At 60.5% G+C, this 19198-nt stretch carries 16 protein-coding genes and 3 pseudogenes; 7 read left to right on the top strand and 12 right to left on the bottom strand.

Annotated features, from left to right (window positions below):
- Nucleotides 1-29: 29 nt before the first annotated feature.
- On the bottom strand, nt 30-1220 hold the full coding sequence (locus ACA062_RS08890; RefSeq protein WP_497456051.1) for a thiolase C-terminal domain-containing protein: 1191 nt from the start codon (nt 1218-1220) through the stop codon (nt 30-32).
- Nucleotides 1217-1672: a Zn-ribbon domain-containing OB-fold protein gene (locus tag ACA062_RS08885; protein ID WP_497456050.1), complete on the bottom strand. Its 456-nt coding sequence runs from the start codon at nt 1670-1672 to the stop codon at nt 1217-1219. The genes ACA062_RS08890 and ACA062_RS08885 overlap by 4 nt, the downstream gene beginning before the upstream one ends.
- A gap of 339 nt (nt 1673-2011) precedes the next feature.
- Here ACA062_RS08885 and ACA062_RS08880 point away from each other — a divergent pair, with 339 nt between their 5' ends.
- The 5 genes from ACA062_RS08880 (at nt 2012) to ACA062_RS08860 (ending at nt 8295) form a co-directional block, all read left to right on the top strand.
- Nucleotides 2012-3568 carry an AMP-binding protein gene (locus tag ACA062_RS08880; RefSeq protein ID WP_497456049.1) on the top strand — a complete coding sequence of 519 codons (1557 nt, stop codon included), beginning with the start codon at nt 2012-2014 and terminating at the stop codon, nt 3566-3568.
- Between the two features lie 70 nt (nt 3569-3638).
- Complete coding sequence (locus ACA062_RS08875) at nt 3639-4628, top strand: Ldh family oxidoreductase (RefSeq protein WP_497456048.1); 990 nt, start codon at nt 3639-3641, stop codon at nt 4626-4628.
- A gap of 61 nt (nt 4629-4689) precedes the next feature.
- Complete coding sequence (locus ACA062_RS08870; protein WP_497456047.1) at nt 4690-6048, top strand: MFS transporter; 1359 nt, start codon at nt 4690-4692, stop codon at nt 6046-6048.
- Between the two features lie 136 nt (nt 6049-6184).
- Entirely contained in the window at nt 6185-7555 is a 1371-nt protein-coding gene (locus ACA062_RS08865) for an MmgE/PrpD family protein (protein WP_497456046.1), read from the top strand.
- Between the two features lie 80 nt (nt 7556-7635).
- A complete protein-coding gene (locus tag ACA062_RS08860; protein ID WP_497456045.1) occupies nt 7636-8295 on the top strand; it encodes an NADPH-dependent F420 reductase in 660 nt (219 codons plus the stop codon).
- 7 nt (nt 8296-8302) lie between these two features.
- Here the strand turns inward: ACA062_RS08860 and ACA062_RS08855 are convergent, their stop codons facing one another.
- Nucleotides 8303-8428 carry a hypothetical protein gene (locus tag ACA062_RS08855; RefSeq protein ID WP_497456044.1) on the bottom strand — a complete coding sequence of 42 codons (126 nt, stop codon included), beginning with the start codon at nt 8426-8428 and terminating at the stop codon, nt 8303-8305.
- 332 nt (nt 8429-8760) lie between these two features.
- Here ACA062_RS08855 and ACA062_RS08850 point away from each other — a divergent pair, with 332 nt between their 5' ends.
- Entirely contained in the window at nt 8761-10023 is a 1263-nt protein-coding gene (locus ACA062_RS08850) for an OprD family porin (RefSeq protein WP_497456043.1), read from the top strand.
- 219 nt (nt 10024-10242) lie between these two features.
- On the opposite strand, the gene ACA062_RS08845 is transcribed toward ACA062_RS08850, so the two are convergent.
- Genes ACA062_RS08845 through ACA062_RS08835 form a run of 3 tightly spaced genes read right to left on the bottom strand, consistent with a single transcriptional unit; the run spans nt 10243 to nt 14464 of the window.
- Nucleotides 10243-11490 (bottom strand): acetyl-CoA hydrolase/transferase family protein, encoded by a 1248-nt coding sequence (locus ACA062_RS08845; protein ID WP_497456042.1) that lies wholly within the window; start codon nt 11488-11490, stop codon nt 10243-10245.
- A gap of 51 nt (nt 11491-11541) precedes the next feature.
- A complete protein-coding gene (locus ACA062_RS08840; RefSeq protein WP_497456041.1) occupies nt 11542-12765 on the bottom strand; it encodes a CoA transferase in 1224 nt (407 codons plus the stop codon).
- The gene (locus ACA062_RS08835) at nt 12755-14464 is read right to left on the bottom strand and encodes an acyl-CoA dehydrogenase family protein (protein ID WP_497456040.1); all 1710 of its coding nucleotides are present in this window, start codon (nt 14462-14464) and stop codon (nt 12755-12757) included. The genes ACA062_RS08840 and ACA062_RS08835 overlap by 11 nt, the downstream gene beginning before the upstream one ends.
- Nucleotides 14465-14777: 313 nt before the next feature.
- On the opposite strand from ACA062_RS08835, the gene ACA062_RS08830 reads away from it, so the two are divergent.
- Nucleotides 14778-15791 carry a LysR family transcriptional regulator gene (locus tag ACA062_RS08830; protein ID WP_497456039.1) on the top strand — a complete coding sequence of 338 codons (1014 nt, stop codon included), beginning with the start codon at nt 14778-14780 and terminating at the stop codon, nt 15789-15791.
- Between the two features lie 77 nt (nt 15792-15868).
- Here the strand turns inward: ACA062_RS08830 and ACA062_RS08825 are convergent, their stop codons facing one another.
- The 6 genes and pseudogenes from ACA062_RS08825 to ACA062_RS08800 form a co-directional block, all read right to left on the bottom strand.
- Nucleotides 15869-16720 carry a diguanylate cyclase gene (locus ACA062_RS08825; protein ID WP_497456038.1) on the bottom strand — a complete coding sequence of 284 codons (852 nt, stop codon included), beginning with the start codon at nt 16718-16720 and terminating at the stop codon, nt 15869-15871.
- Nucleotides 16721-16731: 11 nt separating this feature from the next.
- The gene (locus tag ACA062_RS08820; protein ID WP_497456037.1) at nt 16732-17031 is read right to left on the bottom strand and encodes a hypothetical protein; all 300 of its coding nucleotides are present in this window, start codon (nt 17029-17031) and stop codon (nt 16732-16734) included.
- 19 nt (nt 17032-17050) lie between these two features.
- Nucleotides 17051-17434, bottom strand: a pseudogene (locus ACA062_RS08815) (IS21 family transposase); the annotation flags it as partial.
- Nucleotides 17430-18425 (bottom strand): annotated as a pseudogene (gene ccmI / locus ACA062_RS08810) (c-type cytochrome biogenesis protein CcmI); the annotation flags it as partial. The pseudogenes ccmI and ACA062_RS08815, both read right to left, overlap by 5 nt.
- Nucleotides 18422-18892 carry a cytochrome c-type biogenesis protein gene (locus tag ACA062_RS08805; protein ID WP_497456036.1) on the bottom strand — a complete coding sequence of 157 codons (471 nt, stop codon included), beginning with the start codon at nt 18890-18892 and terminating at the stop codon, nt 18422-18424. The pseudogene ccmI and the gene ACA062_RS08805, both read right to left, overlap by 4 nt.
- Nucleotides 18889-19197: pseudogene (locus ACA062_RS08800) on the bottom strand (thioredoxin domain-containing protein); the annotation flags it as partial. The pseudogene ACA062_RS08800 and the gene ACA062_RS08805, both read right to left, overlap by 4 nt.
- Nucleotide 19198: the final 1 nt, after the last annotated feature.

Genomic DNA, 19198 nt, shown 5'->3' with positions numbered 1-19198 from the left:
GGTTATCGCCAATCCATAAAGAGTAGGTTTTATCGACGGCCGAGAATCAGTCCGCTCTTGTGGCCGCCGCCGCCGCCGCTCGTGATAAGGCAATGACGAGCGTCCTTGACCTGCGCAGTCGACTCGCCGCGCATCTGCCGCACACCTTCGATCACCAGGTTCAATCCGTGCAGGTACGCTTCCGATAACAGGCCGCCCGATGTATTGATCGGCAACCGGCCGCCGGCACGAATCTCGCCCGCTTCGATGAACGCGCCGGTCTCGCCGCGACGGCAGAAGCCGTAGTCTTCGAGTGCCATCGGAATCAACCCGGTGAAGGCGTCGTAGATCTGCGCGACGTCGATGTCGCTCGGCGTCAGCCCGCTCTGCTGATACAGCGCCGCGGCGACATCTCTGGAATTGATGGTCGCGTAAGTGTCAAGTGGCACATTGTGCGAACCCATCGGCCCGAGGGTCCAACGCTCACCGCTGGCCTGCGCTGCGCCAAGTATCGGTACGGCGGGCCGTTGCAGTTTCTCAGCCAGTTCCGCCGAGGTGATGATCACGGCGCACGCGCCGTCGGTTTCGAGGCAGCAGTCGTACAACCGGAACGGGTCGGCGACCATTCGCGCGGCGAAGTAGTCATCGCGTGCCATCGGCCGGCCATGCATCACCGCTCGCGGGTTCTTCTGCGCGTTGCCGCGAATGGTGACAGCCAGCTCCGCGAGATGGTCGGCGTTCATACCCGACTCTTCCAGGTAGCGCCGATAGACGAGCGCCATCATCATCGCCGGCGACATCAGCCCGAAAGGTGCGACGTACGATCCCCACATCGGCCGCGCGCGGTACTCGCCGTAGCGCTCGTACTGCCCCTGACAGATCGAACGATAGGCCACTGCATATTGGCACTGCCCGGTAGCCACCGCCGTGGCGGCGAGCATTACGGACGCGGAGCAACCGCCACCACCACCGCCCCACGCGAGCGACGAAAAACGCAAGCGTGGCGCGGCAAGCGCGGTCTGGACCATCACCGGCTCGTGTCGCTCGAACCCAAACGAGGTATAGCCATCAATCGCACTCGCCTCAATACCCGCGTCGGCGGCCGCATTGCGGATAGCCTCAAGGCACAGTTCGAATTCGGAGTGGTCGGTATGCCCGCCGCGTTTGGTGTAGACGGTCTCGCCAACGCCGATGATGCAAGGCTGCAAGCGCTTGGGTGCATCTGCGGTCGGAAAACTCATGATTCGCCCCTGTCAGGTTGATTCAATTCGATACGCGCCTTGAAGCGGGGCAGCTGAACTCCCCCGGAAACGGCATCCCAATACACGCTGACCGGCAATCCGATCTTCATGTCCTCAGGCGCCACATCCACAACATTGCTCACTAGCCGCACGTCGTCCGCATCATCGAGCAGCACCACCGCCACGTTGTATGCACCAGACCCTTTGAGCGCGGAGTGTGTCGGGTGATGGCTGATGGTGTACGTGTACACAGTGCCGTTTCCGCTGACCTCTTTCCAACCCATGCGAATAGACGCGCAGTGCGGACAGCTTGGCATCGGCGGGTGAGAGAAGCGCTTGCAATCGGTGCAATGGCGAATGATCAGGCGGCTTTCGTTGCAGGCGTCCCAGAACGGCGCGTCATCGCGCGAGGGCTGCGGAACGGGCATCGTGTCAGGCAAATAGGGCGGCATGGAGTGTCATCCTCGATGGGCAAGCGCATCTGCGCCAGTGATCTTGTGCCCCTACTATAGGCATATCGCCCCACCCTCAGTAGCAGCATCCGGACATGGCAGAGATACCAAAACCACATACCTGGAAGCTGTCCCCTTGCCCCTAACCGGTCAAACGCGGCTGATGCAAATCATCTACTGGAACATTTCTGCCATACCACTTGATCATGGCTGCGATGCGGGCATGCTCCTACCCGCCCTCCTGAGCGGCTCTTATAGTCCGGGTGCTCCCAGCGATTCCAAACACATGAACGCTGTCGCTACCACAAGGCCTTGAGCCATGAATCCGAGTCAGAAATTATGAGCTTTCAGATCCCCCACGAAGATCGAACACTTAGCAAATTGCTCTTCCAGGCCGCAGAGCTTCACGGCAACAAGCCTTTTCTGCACGTTGATGGAAGAACGTATTCGTTCCACGAAGCGCACCTGAAAAGCCAGTCAGTCGCACGTGGGCTGCGCGCGCTTGGCGTGGGGCCGCAAGAGCCGGTAATGGTGATGTTGGACAACTCGGCCGAGTTCATTTTTTCGTGGTTCGCACTCAGCCTGCTCAATGCCATTTGCGTGCCGATCAATACCGCTTACGCGGGCGACATGCTCGCTTACGTGACCTGCGATGTTAAATCACGCGTCATCATTACCAGCGCGGGTTATGCAGCGGCGTTCGCAAACCTCGCACCGCAGCAACGCGGTGCGCTGGAGACAATGGTGATCTGTGGCGCGCACGACGGCGTCCCGGGTACGAAGTCGCTCAGCTGGGACGCGCTGATGATCGAAACCCGCGATCCGATATGCGCCCCTTCGACACCCACCGACGCCGCGTTCATCAGCTACACCTCGGGCACAACGGGTCCATCCAAGGGCGTGATACTCCCGCAATCGCTGACCTTCCAGACTGCGCAGAGCTTCATCAATGCGGTAGGCATGACTGCCGAGGATATCGTCTTCACACCGCTACCGCTCTTTCACGGCATGTCCCGTACGATGGCGACACTGCCCGCACTGGTGCTCGGAGCTCAGGTGCACATCGCTGCGCGGTTCAGCGCCACCACCTTCTGGCAGGACGTGCGTCGCGCGAACGCGACCATCAGCACCACCATTTTCACCATCCCGCCGATCCTCAATGCCAAGCCTGCTTCGGCGGACGACCGCGCTCATCGCGTGCGCGTCATGTTCAATGCCCATCACGACCCCGAGTTCGAGGAACGCTTCAACTTACGGCTCGTCGAAGCCCACGCGATGACGGAAACCGGGATGACGGTGTTCACGCCCTTCCCCGAACGAAAACTGGGTGCATCGGGCCGCGTGGGGGATGACTGGGAATCGGCCATCGTCGACGAGAATGACCGGCCTGTGCCGACGGGCGCCATCGGTGAACTCGTGCTACGCCCGAAGCTGCCTGGCATCGTGATGGACGGCTACCTCAACAAGCCAGAAGCAACGGTCGGTGCATGGCGCAATCTGTGGTTCCACACAGGAGACATGATGCGCGCCGATGACGAAGGCTACCTGTACTTCTGCGGCCGCGCGAAAGAGCGTATCCGCCGACGGGGCGAGAACATCTCCGCCTACGAGGTCGAGACCATCGCGATCCAGCATCCCGATCTGGTGGAATGTGCGGTTCTGGGTGTTCCTGCAGGTGATAACGAAGACGAGGTGTATCTCGTCGGCGTATTGCGCGACGCGCAATTGCTTAGCGAAAGCGAACTGCACAACTGGCTGAAGGGCCGTTTACCCAAGTTCATGGTTCCACGCTACATCGAGTTCCGTGAGGAGCTGCCTAAAACCGCCTCGGCGAAAATCGAACGGCATACCCTGCAAAAATCGGTGCCATCGCTGGCAGCCTGGGACAGCGTTTGAGGGACAGTACCTGCGTCATTTGACGCAACAAAAACCGTACAAATAAGAACAATAAATAGTGGAGAAAGACATGATTCTTAGCATTCCCGACGCGCGAGCGTTGGTCCATGCAAGCATGGTCGCGACCGGTCATACCTCGGCCGAGGCGGACATCATCACCGACCATTTGATCGATTGTGAACTGCGCGGCCTCTCATTCGGCGGCCTGCCACGGGCGCTTTCGGTCATTGAGCGGATCCGTGCAACGACAACCCCGCGCCAAGCCATCAAGATCGTCAAAGAGTCGCCCGTTTCTGCGGCGCTCGATGGAGGTGACCAGGTTGGCTATCTGGTTGCCCAGCGCGCCACCGATCTCGCCCTCGAGAAGGCTCGCACGAGTGGCATTGCAGTCATCACCGCTAACCAGACTTGGTACACGGGAATGTTTTCCTACTACCTTGAGCAAATCACGGCCGCGGGCTTCATGGGCTTCGCCGCTGGAAGTGGCGGGCGCCGCGTCGCGCCGCATGGCGGTACCGAAGGACGCTTCTCGACAAACCCGATTGCCTTTGGTTTTCCGAGCGACGGGAACCCTGTTATCTGGGACATAGGTACGTCGGCGATCATGCTTGGCGAAGTAATATTAGCCCAGCGTATGGACCAATTGCTCCCGGATGGAGTGGCATTCGCGCCGGACGGCGAACCTACGCGCGACCCGAGCGAGGCCCTTGCCGGAGCATTTGCCGCCTGGGGTGGACACAAAGGCTCGGGGCTCGCGCTCGTGGTACAAATGCTGGGCATGATGAGCGGTGCATCCGCAGCACCGCCCAAGCTAAGCGACTGCGGTTTCTTCATGCTCGTGGTTGATCCGGCACTCTTCACCGACGCCGAGGATTACGCGCAGCGCGTGAGCACATTTGCCAATGACCTTCGCGATACCCGCCCGCTTGATCCGGCAACACCGGTGCGAGTGCCGTTTGAACGATCGGCTGCGGAGCGGGAAAAGCGTAGGGCCGACAACCGGATCGACGTAGCGGACCAGATCCATGAGGCTTTGAAAGCGGTCGCCCTGGGCGCCTGACACAGGATCAAACCTGAACTGCATCGCCCAGTTGATCGAATGAATATCCAAGGAGACAACAATGTCTAACTCCGCCTCAAGCACTACCGTGCGCTCCGAGAGCGACAGCGTGTATCGAAAGGTCACACTGCGCATCGTGCCACTACTCTTCGTCTGCTACATGCTGAACTACATAGACCGCGTCAACATCGGCTACGCCCAGCTGCAGATGAAACACTCTCTGGACTTCTCCGACGCGGTCTTCGGGCTCGGCGCGAGCGTCTTCTTCCTCGGATATTTTCTCTTCGAAGTGCCAAGCAACCTGCTACTGAACAAGATAGGCGCTCGCAAGACGCTGCTGCGCATCATGCTCGGCTGGGGACTGGCGTCGGCGTGCACGATGTTTGTCACTACCCCCATGCAATTCTACGTCGTGCGTTTCTTCATCGGCATGTTCGAGGCGGGGCTGTTTCCCGGCATGCTGCTTTATCTGACTTTCTGGTATCCGCCGGCGCGGCGCGCGCGAGTCGTGGCCCTGTTTATGCTCGCCACTGCTGCGGCCGGAATCGTCGGTGGACCGGTCTCAGGATGGATCCTGCAGAACATGAACGGTATATATGGGATGGAAGGCTGGCAGTGGATGTTTGTCATCGAGGGGCTGCCATGCTGCCTGATCGGCATATTTGCCTACTACTATCTGGCTGACAGCCCTGCGAAAGCGCACTGGCTCACGGATGCACAGAAATCGCTGGTACTGGGTGAAGTGGCGGCAGCGGCAGCAGCGGCGACGGCGACGGCGACGGCGACGGCCAGCGGAAGACAAACCCGCTCTGCGTTCGCTGACCCGAAGGTCTACCTGCTAAGTTTTGTACTGTTCTGCATGCTGTGCGGTTCATATGTGCTCGCCTTCTGGCTACCGACGGTGATTCGAGAGCTGGGTGTCGACAATTTCCAGCAGATCGGCCTGTACGCGATGATCCCCGACGCGCTCGCGATAGTGTGCACGATCCTGTATAGCCGCCATTCCGATAAGCACCTGGAACGGCGCTGGCACTTTATCATTGCCGCTTTGATCGCAGCGCTCGCACTCAGTGCGACCACCCTAACGGCACATAGCCTTGGTCTTTCAATCTTAATGTTCGCCTTCGCCCGGGCTGCGATCGTCTCGTCTCTGCCAATCTTTTGGACCATGGCTACTACCCAGCTTTCGACGCGGTCGAGCGTCGCAGGCATTGCGGTAATTTGTAGCTTGTCGAACTTCTCCGGCATGACGAGTCCTTTCCTGATCGGGTTAATCAAAACGGCGACGGGCAGTCTCACCTATGGGATGTACGTGATCTCGTCGTTGATGATTATCTCTGCCTTGTGCGTATTCTTTTTTGTGCGACGCGAGCCACGAGCAAGTGACGCGGTCAAGAGCACCGCACTGTCGCGAGCCTGAACCCGCCCTGCCCTTTCATGCCGAAACCGCGATTCTCGAGTGACACACCGAGGCTCGCGGCCGGGCACGCTGCGGCCGCTGGCCGCCGATGCCCGCGAGCGCTTCGATAGGAACTAAAGAAATGACACATCAAAGAATGAACGAGCAGCCCGACTCAGCAACGCGCCGGGCTGCGCAGGCCGCCGTGGCCATGGGGCAACTTGAGCCCGATTCCGCAACCAAAAGCAAGGTCGCCCTGGTGCTGCTGGACTTCTTCGGCTGCTGCCTGGAAGTTGTGCACAGCCCGGTCGGTGCCGCCACGCAGACCTATCGCGCAGCGCACCGAAGTGCGCCCGAAGCGCATCAATGGGGGCTGAAGCAGAAGGTGAGCGCTGAGGATGCCGCCCTGGCCAACGGGATCCTCGGGCACGGCCTGATCCGGGAAGACATGCACGTGCCCAGCGGCACGCATCCGGGTGTGGTGATCCTGCCGGCCCTGCTGGCACTGGCGGAACGCGAGCGTCTCTGCGGCGCAGCTCTCGTGCGAGGCATTGCGACCGGTTATCACCTGATGGGAGCGCTGGGCATCGCCGCCCGGACCGGGTTGACCAATCGGCGGTTTCGTCCGCTCGGCATTTCCGGCCCGTTCGGCGCGGCGGCAGGCGCCATCGCCGCCACTGGTACCGACGAGGAGACCGCCGTTCATGCGCTGGCATTCGCGGCAAATTTTGCGGCCGGTCTGAACCAGTGGCCCTGGGCCGGCGGTCAGGAGATCTACGTGCATGCCGGCATGGCTGCGCGCAACGGGCTGGTGGCGCTTGATTTGGCGCGAGCTGGCCTGACCGCTTCGACGGACATCCTGGAAGGTGAAGACGGTCTATTCGCAGCGCTGGGGAGCGCGACGAGCGCTACTTCGGTGTTCCTGCGCAGGCTCGAGGGCCCGAACTGCCTGCTGGACGTCACCCACAAGCCCGTGCCCGGCTGCAACTTTGTGCAGACCGCGGCCGCAGCGGCGCTACAGCTCCACGCGCAGCTGGGTGCTCAAGAAACCCGCGCGATCCGGCGGATTGTCATTTCGACCTTCTCAGCGGCCCGCAACTATCCCGGCTGCGACAGTACAGGCCCCTTCAGCCGCATCGAGCAGAGCAAGATGAGCTTCCAATACGCGATCTGCGCTGCACTGGGCCATGGCCAGCTTGACAACGCGATCTACAGCGACTGCGACGATGCCGAACTTCAGCGCCTGATCGGGCTGACCGAATTGCGCATCGACCCGGTGTTCGAACAGCGGACCTTGCCCGCTCAGCCTGCCCGTGTCGAGGTGGAGATGGCGCATGGCGAGCGCATTGCCAGCGAACTGGCGGACGTGCCCTGGCTCGATGCCGAAGCAGTTCGCGATCGCTTCCTGGCGACGGCACAGCCAGCCCTGGGCGAGGAGGACACTCGCCGACTGGTCAAGCTCGTCGACACGCTCTGGAACCAGGACGACACATCGGAATTCTTCAGTCTGTTGCAAAAGATGGGCTGAAGCGCGGCGCTACGCCCGAAAATAGCCGCCACTTTCAGCCCTCAATTTAGACAAGATCCCTTTACACAAGGAGTTAACACGTGAAGATCGGAATCATCGGCGCGGGCTTCATCGGCCGCGCGCTTGCGACATTGGCCGTGAAGAACGGCCACGAGGTGATGCTTAGCAACTCGCGCGCCGCGAAGACCCTGGGAAGTACCGCCGTTGCAATCAGCTGCAAAGTTGGCACCGCGCTAGAGGCTGCCAGTTTCGGTGAGATCGCGATCGTAGCCATACCGCTGATGAATTATGCGCAGGTTCCGGTGGAGGCCCTTGTCGGCAAGATCGTGATGGATGCCAACAACTACTACCCCGAGCGCGACGGACGCATCGAAGCGCTCGACACCCACGCGACCACGACCAGCGAACTTCTCGCCGCCCATCTTGCCGGCGCCAAAGTCGTGAAGGCCTTCAACGCGATCTTGCAGGGGGATCTCGAAAAAGACGCCCGACCTGCCGGTTCACCTGCCCGGCGTGCGCTGCCGATCGCAGGGGATGACGCCGCTGCGAAGCGCATCTGCACCGACCTTATCTATCAGTTCGGCTTTGACGTGGTCGACGCAGGGCCGTTGGCCGAAGGCTGGCGATTTCAGCGCGCCATGCCGGCGTATTGCATTCCCCTCGCTGCTGCAGGACTGCAACGCGCGCTGGCCGCAGCCGAACGCGGTGTCGAGCTGCCGCACGGCTCCTGGCGTCCGTAACACAGGGCTATCCGCCCACGCCGGCGAACGTGATCGTGCCCAGTAGTCCGGGCTCAAATCTCGACGTCGCGGCACACGTCGTCATGAAGGCGCGGATGCGCCAGACGCCTTCCTTGGCATACAGCTTGATCATGGCTGCGATGCTGGCGCGCTCCTACCCGCGCTCCTGAGCGGCTCTTATAGTCCAGTTGTCCGCAGCGATTGCCAATGCATGGCTGCTGTCGCTACCACAAGGCTTTGAGCCATGACGCAAGCATCTATTCGTCTCACAAAACGCAGGTGAGTAGCCTGGCCGTCGCACTTGGACTGTGCTCGCCTGGCGCGGGGTCGCCGAGCCAACACCGAGGGTCTGGAGCGACCTACCCAGGCTCACTGCGCGTGCTTTGCCGGTTCAGATTCACCTGACGTTATGTCATGCAACAACCGTTGCGATACCAGCCACAAAAATAATTATAGGTAAACAACATGCACTTCCTCGCGTCTCCCAAGGGGCTGCTGCCCTGCCTCGCCGGCTTGCTCCCCAGCCTGGCCTGTGCCGACTTCATCGACGACAGTCACCTGCGTTTGGATACCCGCAACTTCTACATAAATCGCGATTACCGGGACGCTGACCGCCCCGACACGCCCAGGCATGACGGCCAGAGTCAGTCCAAGGCTGAGGAGTGGGCCCAGGGCTTCCTCCTGCGCTTCAACTCCGGCTACACCGATGGCCCGGTCGGCTTTGGCCTCGACGCCTTGGGGCTGGCCGGCCTCAAGCTCGACTCTGGCGCTGGCACCAGCGGTGCCGGCGCCCTGCGGCGCAATCCGCAAAATGGCCAGTCGGCCGACGACTACAGTTTCCTCGGCCTGACCGCCAAGGCGCGTATATCCCAGACCAACATTAGCGTCGGCGACCACGAACCGGTGTTGCCAGTGGCGCTGCGCAACGACACTCGTCTGTTGCCACAGACCTTCCAGGGCGCCCAGGTACTGTCGAAAGACATCGACAAGCTGATGCTCATCGGCGGCCAATTCCGTGCCGTACACCAGCGCGATTCGGGTAACTACGACGACTTGAGTATGTCCGCCGACGGCTCCCGCGGTGGCGTCACCACCGACCGCTTCAACTACGCCGGCGCCAGTTATGCGCTGCTGCCCGATTTGCAATTGACCGCCTACCGCGCCGAACTAAAGGACAACTACAGTCAGTCCATCGCCAATCTGGTCTACACCGTGCCGCTGGGCAAAACAGCCAAGCTAAAAGCCGACGTGCGCTATATCGACAGCAATGGCGAGGGCCGCAGCGACGTCGACAACCGCTTACAGGGAGCAATGTTCAGCTACCTCGATCAGGGCCATCGCCTCAGCCTGGCCTATCAGGAACAGAACGGCCGCACCGGCATGTCTTATCTCTCGGGAACCGACCCTTGGGGCTTTAACAACGGCACCTACCACAACTTCGTCCGCGCCGATGCAGACTCCTGGCAATTGCGCTATGACTACGATTTCGCCACCGTCGGCGTGCCCGGCCTGACCTTGATGGCGCGCTACATCAGCGCCGATGACTTTCGCATCGCAGGCCAGGCGGCACGCGCATGGGAACGCGACATCGACCTTGGCTACGTGATTCAGAGCGGCACACTAAAGGGTTTGGGACTGCTCTGGCGCAACGTGGCTTACCGCAGCAACGCCACCACCGATATCGATGAGAACCGCGTACTGATAGCCTACACCGTCAAAGTCTGGTGAGACGTACGCGCGGGGGGCTCCGCGATTGCGCAGCCCTCCGCGCGACACCTACCGCCACGGCTCAATGGCCTGACGGTGCTGCACTGGCAAGGGATGTTGTGGGTGCACCGCGGACCAAGCCGGAGGCGCCCCCCGTCTGCGACAAGAAAGGTGGAACGGCGTACAACCTCGACGGTGGTCCGCCCTATGCCAGGGTTGGAGCGCCCGGCCATAGACACGTCATCGGATGGTATGCGCCTGACGTTCTAGCTGTTCGCGATGCGCCGGGTCGGCGATCGCGATCATTCGCCGCACACGTTCAGCCAGTGAGCAGCCGCGCAGGTCTGCGATACCGTGTTCGGTCACGATTACGCCGGCGTCGCAGCGAGCGGTGCTCGTGGGGCCCGACAGCGACGCGACAATACGTGATCGTTCGCCCACGGTAGAACGCAGTGCGATGATTGGAATGCCCCCGGGGCTCAGATGGGCCGCGCGCAGAAAATCGGGCGCCCCGCCCACCGCCCCAATGTAATTGCCGTTGGCGACTTCGGAGTTCGCCTGGCCCGTAAGGTCGACTTCGATCGCGGAATTAATCGCAACGAAACGATCAATCGAGCGCAATGCTTCGCCACCGTGGGTTTCGTGAGTGCCGCGTAGCACGATGTCGGGGTTGCGGTCGGCGTAGGCATAAAGCCGCTTGGTCCCCATCAGCAGGCCAGCGACGCTTTTGCCGGCATTGCGTTTCTTGCGAGCATTCGTGAGCGCGCCGGATTCGGCCAGGTCGACCAGGGCGTCACCGACAATACCCGAGTGGATACCCAGATCTCGGCGGTTGGTCAGCCGCTTGAGGGTTTCTTCCGCCACGCCCCCGAACCCAACCTGCAGCGTTGCGCCGTCTTCGATAAGGGATGCGACGTACTCGGCAATGCGTTCTTCTTCGGGCGACGGCACGCTGTATTGCGCTTCGAGCGGTGCGAAGGCGGCCGGAACGAGCACGTCGATCTCTTCCGGGCGCAACCGTCGCGCGCCAAAGGTGCGCGGCACATTGGGGTTCACTTCGCCGATCACCACACGCGCCTGCCCAATGGCCTCGATCAGCAGGTCGTTGGCCAGGCCCAGGCTATGCAGGCCGTCATCATCGGCTTCGGCGACCTGCACGAACACGACATCGATACGGCTACCCGCGTGCGCCATCGCGCCCAACAGCTGCGAATAAGGCGACGGAACAATATCGAGCAGCCCCGCTCTGGCGAGCGCCCGATTACCGCCTGCGCCGCAATAACTCATGAAGCGAAAATAGTCGGCGTGCTCTGGGCGCAGAGTGCCGCTTAAGTCGATCCCCAAGAACAGATTCAGGCGGCCGAAGTGTGCCCGCTGCGCGACCAGAGCACGGGTCAGGGTCAGGGGTTCAGCGGTCGCCTGGCCCCATATCAGGGTATCGCCGTTGCGCAGATAGGGTGTGAGGTCGGGCAGTGGATCGATATGCAAAGCAGGCTCCTTACAGCACGTACAGATTGAATCAGGCAGATGGACTACGTCTCAGCTCGGCGGGCGACCGGCAACCTTGCGATCAATCAGTGCGCCCACCTGCGCGCTCGATAACCCGAGCAAGTCCGTGAGCACCTGCTCAGTGTCTGCACCCAGGCACGGCGCCGGTCGTGCTGGGGCGCGCGGGAACGAGGAGAAGGCAAGAGGAGAACCCGGCGCGAGCAGGTCGCCTACGCCCGGCTGGGCAACCGTGGAGAACAACGGGTTCGCGGTAGAACACTCAGGATCGTGCGTCACCAGCTCGCTGACCGTTTGATATCGGTTCCAGCAAACGGCATGGGCGTCGAACGCCGAGGCGACATCCTGCAATGTTCGAGCACCCACCCACTGCGCAAAAAGCGGGGACAGTTGAGCGCGTGCGATAAACCTGTTGCCCTCGCGGCGCAGATCAAGGTCCAGTGAGCGGCCGAGCGCGTCGATGCTGTCGGTGAGGCCAGTGGCGTCGCAGAGCGACTTCCATTGTTTGGCGGTCAACCCAACGATCATGATGCGCTGCCCGTCTGCGGTCAGAAAGTCGCGGCCGAACGCGCCGAACAAGTCGTTGCCCGTGCGCTCTCGCTGCTGTCCGAGCTGCGCTTCGGCGAGAAAGCCTAGATGGCCCATCACCGCGAGCGCCGCGTCTTCGAGTGCAAGTTTTACGTGTTGGCCCAAACCGCTCTGCCGGCGAGTACGTTCGGCGGCCAGAATCCCCAGCGCGGCCAGATTGCCGGTCACCAGATCCCAAGCCGGCAACACATGATTGCAGGCTTCGTCAGCGGAGCCGTTACCGGTGAGATACGGGATGCCGAGTCGTGGATTGACCGTGTAATCGACTGCCGAACGGCCATGCCGGTCGCCGGTGATGGTCAACTGGATGAGGTCGGCACGGCGAGCACTCAAAGCCTCATAGTCGAGAAAGCCGCGCGGCGGAAAGTTAGTGAGCAAGATGCCCGCATCCGGCCCTGGAGCGGTGACGAGTGCCGCAGCAAGCTCGCGCCCCTCGGCGCTAGCGAGATCGAGTGTGACCGATTTTTTCGACTTGTTGAGACCGCACCAGAAGAGGCTCGTATTGTCCGCCGTGATCGGCCAGCGCCGATAGTCCAGACCGCCGACGAGCGGGTCGATCCGGATCACTTCGGCGCCCAGTTGCGCGAGCGTCATGCCACCGAGGGGGGCAGCGACGAATGCCGACGCCTCGACAATTCGCATGCCTTTGAGAATCGAATCAGACAGCATGGTTTGCCTCACTTGCGACAGTCGTAATATGCGTCAATGCGCGGTCGTACACGGCGCGCGCCACGACCTTCAACGCAAGCGTTTCCTCGGCGCCTTCGAAGATCGAAAGTACGCGCGCATCGACGAAATAGCGGCTCACGGCACACTCTTCCGCGTAGCCCATACCACCGTGAATCTGCAGTGCTTCACGCGTGACGATTTCGGCCGAGCGGCACGCCAGCAGCTTGACGAGGCTCGCCTCCATCTGCGCGCCTTCGCTTTCGAGTTGCCGGGCAATCGCATAGGTCATCTTGCGGCATGCGCTATAGCGCGCCGCCATACGCGCGAGTTTCACCTGGGTGAGCGGATAGCTTGACAGCGGCTTGCCGAACACCTTGCGGTCGTCGGCGTAGCGAATCGCCGCATCAAGCGCGGCACGCATAACGCCCGAGGCGCGCGCGGCGGTTTGCATGCGTCCGCCCGTCATGCCCTGCATGGTGAAATAGAAGCCCTTCCCGAGCCCCGCGTCTGCGCCAAGCACGTGAGTATCGGGGACGTAGAACTGCTCGAAATGCAGGTCGAATGAGTGCATTCCCCGGTAGCCAATGGTCGGAATCGCCCGCCCGGTGAGACGGCCGCCACCGGGCTGCGCGAAATCAATCTCATGCCCGTCGCTCGAAGGTTTTTCCACGAGCATGATTGACAGGCCGCGGTGCCCGGCCGAGCGGTCGGGGTCCGTGCGGGTAACCACCATCAGCAAATTCGCCATGCCGGCGAAGGTGCACCATGTCTTGGCGCCATCGAGCAGCCAACCGCTATCCACGCGCGTGCCCTTAAGGCTCAGGCTGGCCACGTCGGAACCGAAGTCTGGCTCGGTAATCGCAATGCCGCAGAGCGTTTCGCCCGATGCGATGGCGGGCAGCCAACGCTGCTTTTGTGCATCGGTACCGCCAGTGAGAAGCGCTCGCGAAAGAATTTCCGGACGCGTGATGAGACTGCCTGCCGCGGCCAGCGACGCCTCCGACAGGGCTTCCGTGACCGCCACCATCATCAGCGCATCGTTGCCGGTGTCCGATGCGCTACCGCCCAGCGACTCCGGTATCGAAAGTCCGAAGGCTCCCATCTCGCGCATGCCATCCAGTATCTCGGAGGGAACCGTCATGTCTTGGCGATGGATCTCTTCGGCAAGCGGTGCGACCACCTTTTTTGCGAAACGCCGGAACGCATCTTGAGCCATCGCAACGTCATCCGGCCGCTTCATGTCGGCAATTGATTCGGCCGAGGCCAGTTCACTACCGATTTGCGCAAGCACTTCACTGCTGCTGGTTGCCCGGCGCAAGTGCGTAAACTCTGCGCTTTGCGTGACCTCATGCAATTCCCTGGCACAAATGCCAAGGTCGACATACAACACATCGATACGCTGCACGACGCTGATGATCGCGTCACAGGCAAAGGCGAGCGAGAGGCGTAAGTCCAGATCGGTGGCGCAGTCTTGTGCGTCACTGCGATCGCAGACAGTTTCGGCCGCGAGCAGCTCCGCGCTTGCTAACGCGATTTCATAACTGGCGGGCTGGAATTGGTCGAGCAGCAACGCATCGAGTTTTCCATTGACCACACACGAGCCGACGACCGAGTGCACCGCCTCGTCAAGCAGACAACGAACACGACGGAGTACGGCAGAAGTAGCGGCAAAACTTTGGGGAATCGATTGATTGGGCATCTTTTATGGTTTCGAAAAAGTGGGCCGGTGTGGCGGGTTCGGGGGGCTTTTCCTAGGGGGTGACCATTGGCGCCATGCCCGACATGCTGGAAGCAGCATAAGCAAGCCATGGGAGTGCCGGTAGTGGCGACCACGCATGACAGACATGCTGCTGCGACATGACAGATAAGGTAGGTCTCCAGCACCATACCGAGCTGCCCACCCTTTTGTTCGCGAGCCAGAAGTAATAAAAACCTACTGAAGCATGTCCTCCATAGACACCTCAGCGATGGCTCATTAGGATGAATGCCCCACCCTGCGATGCATTTTCGACATGAGTACTCATACGTTACCGATTGGCGAGCAGATCATTGACTGCGACCTGCTAACAATTTTCTGCAAGGTCGCCGAACTGGAAAATTTTTCACGTGCGGCCGTACAGCTCGACCTCGCGCAACCGGTCGTCACCCGCAAGATGAAACGGCTCGAAACAGAACTCGGCGTGGAGTTATTCGTCCGCACCAACCGCGGCTGTCAGCTCACGCGTTCGGGCAAACTTCTGTTCGCCAAGGCGGGCGGCATCCTCGTGCAGCTCGCGAACTTGCGCGAAGAGGTGATGCATTCGGCGCAAGACATTTCCGGCTCGATTGCGATAGGCATAACCCACACGGCCGGCTCGTATCTTGCCGCGCACATCGTCTCCACGATCGCCCAGCATTGGCCGAAGCTACATGTGAGTCTCGTTCAAGATGTAAGCAGTGTGCTGAGTACTCAACTATTAAATAACGAACTGTCGGTTGCCGTGCTTTTCGATCCGCCACACGACACTCGAATCCTCGCCGTTCCCCTGCTGATGGAGCGCCTTCACCTCGCCGGCAAGCCCAACTCCGAGCTGCTCAACATCGAACGCCTTACGATGTCCGACCTCATCGGTGCACCGCTGATTCTGCCCACTCGCGGTCAGGCGCTACGACTGCTCGTCGACGAAGCGTTCAGCGAGATTGGCGCGTCGCTCGATCCGATCTACGAGACCAACAGCACTGCACTTCTGAAGGCACTCGCTGCGCAAGGACTGGGCTATACGCTGCTGACCTACGGCACCGTTGCCCCGGAGATCGCGAGCGGTCAACTAGCCGCCCGCGCCCTTAATGAGCCCGGCATGTCGATCTGCCTGACGCTTGCCTATACACACGAGCACCGTCGCCTGAAGACAGTGCGCTTTGTAGGGGATCTCATTCAACGCGAAGTCCGTCGGCTCGTGCAAAACGGCACGTGGAAAGGTACGCCGATGGTTGCGCAGGATGAGCATCGCCGCCCCCTGATCTCCATCAAAGACCCTCATACGTAAATATCCAGAAAATCGAAAAAGCTACTGCTGCTATGTGAGACAAACTCGTGGTTCTGATGAGGTCGTAGTGGCTGATTTCATGCGGCGGTACAAATTGACCTTGGTATTATTCGGTCCTGGCTCAGAGTAGAGGCTGGAGGCGAGCTTGAAGGGACTGTTAAATTGCACGAGAGGCTACTTGGAAACCTCACGTCATTATGGTCAGAAACTTCTGGATGAAATGTGTAAAGATCTGTATTGGGTAGGATGCAGGCAAACTCTTCGCCACCATACCGAGCGACCAGGTCGTAGGGGCGTCTAACCGTTTCAGATAACGCTTGGGCAACAGATTTCAAGCAGCTATCTCCAGCCTGATGTCCATATTGGTCGTTGTAGCGTTTGAAAAAGTCAACATCCACCATAATGAGCGACAGCGGCTTTTGCTCTCGAAAGCACTGGCGCCAAGCCGCCAATATGTCCTCATTGAATTTGCGTCGATTAGCCACTCCAGTTAGGCCATCCATTAATGCCATGGAACGCAGCAGATCGTTCTGTAGTTTCAGGGTCAGGTGCGTTCGCACACGGGCTATAACAATAATTGGATTGATGGGTTTGCTGATGAAGTCCACCGCGCCAAGTTCCAGGCCTAGTACCTCATCCGACTCCTGCTGCTGTGCGGTAATGAAGATGATGGGGATGTCCTGGGTCGCAGGGTCAGCCTTGAGTCGACGGCATACTTCATGCCCGTCCATACCCTCCATGACCACGTCCAGCAGAATCAGATCGGGTAGTTGGGTCTGGCATACCGTGATCGCCTGCTCACCGCTGGTGGCCATGAACACATCACAGTCCTTACGAAACAACTCATGGAGTGCCCGGATATTAATCGGTTGGTCGTCGACAATGAGGAGTTTTGGGCGGTCATGGGGATGTGCTAACCAGGTTTCCATCGATTGTTCCATCAGGCAGATCTCAACAGTTCACGACCAATCGGCATCGCAGCGGAAAAGTCTAGCGACTGCACCATGAAAACCAGTTCGTCGAACTGTGGGCGCAGGGATGGCGGCGTTTTTGACGCCAATGCGTCTGCCAGCTCTATGGCTTGAAGGTTGCCCGCTTCAAGCAACAGCAAAATCTCCTCAAGGGATTCTCGCCATTGCGTGAGCGCCATCAATTCGGAGTCTACACAGACCTTTGCGCTCGGGCTCTGACCAAAGTCGACATTCATCTGCTCAAGGCTTTGTTTCAGTAATCTGCTCAATTCGTCAAACCATGTTGCGTCAGCAAAGATGCGCGATCTTGAGTTGAAGGCTGGTTTCGGCGGACGGAGGGGCTGCTGTCGATGTCAGTCGAGCCAGGACATTCAGGATGTGGTCAGCGCTCAAGCTACCTGATTCAAGTACCAACTCCACAGCCACCAACACGGCATCGAGCCCGGCGATGGGAACAGCCGCCAGTACCTGCGTCATGATTCGATCACCGTTGGTGTGACGCCTCAGACCGCGTTTTAGCAGTTGCAACGGCTTCGGCAGATCAGCAAATGGAGCGCCATTGCGCAGCGCTCCGGGCTTGCGCTCGATAAGCGGGATGTAGTGTTGCCAGTCGAAGCTAACCTGGTCTCGATCAAAGAGGCGCTCGTGACTGGCAATCGTCGTTTCATAGGCGTTTGGCCGCCAGTGGTGCCGGTGGGCGGGAGGTCGCACGGGCGAAGATGAACACGCTGTCACCCGGCTGGACCTTGGCTTTGACTTCGGCCGACAGATCCACCGAAACCTTGAGCAATGCCGTGGCCTTGGCGACCACCGCCGGTGCCTTGGCCACTGTTGCGCCGCTGGCCTGGAGCTTCTCCGTGGCCCGCTGGATCCCGCCTTGCAGCGCGGCACGAGTGTTGTCGTCGGGCGGCAGCTGCGCCAACAGACGGTTCCAGTAATCAATGGCGTCCTGATAACGCTGGCCTTCGAAGGCGGCGATGCCCAGCAGGCCAAGGCTGGTGACTTCCTTCGGATCGGCTTTGAGCGCTTCGTCGGTCAGGGCCTGGACCTTGTCCGACCACTTCTTGCCATCAGCGAAGTACTGGGCTTGGGCCCATTGACCGAGCAGCTCCGGCTGACGACCGGCCAGGTTGACCGTGCGTTCGAAGATCTTCGCCGCATCAGCTGGACGCTCCTGAGCCATGTAGGTGCGACCGAGGAAGTACAGGCCTTCAGCCGAATCCGGCTGCGCCTCGACCGCGCGCTCCAGGCGACGGGTCATTTCTTCCATCGACTGTGGCGCCTGGGCGAATTCGCGGGTCAGCTCGACCTTGTCGCTGGCCCCGAAATGCAAGTACAGGCCAAGGCCCAGCACCGGCACCAGAATCGCCGCCAGCAAGGGCCACGGTTTGCCCAGGCGGGACACGCGCGGTGCCTCGACGCCTTCGGTGTCCGCCAGCAATTCACGCGCCGCTTCGGCGCGGCCGGTGTCCATTTGCACGGCGTCGAGAACGCCCTCCTCCTGCTGGGTCTGCAGTTCAGCCACGCGTTCCTGATAGAGCGCGACGTTCAGGGCGGTACGATCCTCTTCAAGCTGGGCGCGACGGCCACGCAAAACAGGGATCAGCAGAAAACTCAGGGCAACCAGTAGCAGCAGACCTGCGGCGAGCCAGAAATCAATCATTCTTGGTTTTTATCCAACAGGTGGTCGAGGCGCTCACGCTCCTCGGCAGAAAGCTCATCCTTGGTGTCGGGGCGTTTCACGCGCCGACGGCGGACGATCACGGCGATGATCACGAAACCGCCCAGCAGCAGGCCGGCAGGGCCGAACCAGAGCACGGCGGTCTTGGCGTTCAGCGCGGGTTTGTAGCGGACGAAATCACCGTAGCGGTCGACCATGAAATCGATGATCTGCTGATTGCTCTTGCCCTCGCCGAGCATGCGGAAAATCTCCTTGCGCAGGTCGGCGGCAATCGGTGCGTTGGAATCGGCGATGTCCTGATTCTGGCACTTGGGGCAGCGCAGTTCTTTGGTCAGCTCGCGAAAACGCTCGCGATCGCCTTCTTTGGCGAACTCATAAGTGTCGATGGCCGCGTGCGCCACGCCGGCCATGCTCAAGCCCAACACCACAGCGGCTATCCAGCGCTTCATGGCTTGGCCTCATCCACCAGCGCCTGATACTTGGCCGCCAGTTTTTCACGCCAGACCTGCTCGTCGATCACCCCGACGAACTTATCGCGGATGATGCCCTTGGCGTCGATGAAGAACGTTTCCGGGGCACCATACACGCCGAGGTTCAGGCCCAGCGTGCCCGCATCGTCGCGGATGTCCAGCTGGTACGGGTTGTGGAATTCCTCCAGCCACTTCAAGGCATCGACGTTGATGTCCTTGTAGTTGATGCCGTAGATCAGCACGCCCTTCTCGGCCAGCTTGTTCAGCACCGGGTGCTCGACCCGG

It is taken from the genome of Pseudomonas sp. LBUM1679, from assembly GCF_059695565.1.
The sequence above is the reverse complement of the archived record's forward strand: the minus strand, read 5'-3'. Positions and strand labels throughout refer to the sequence as shown.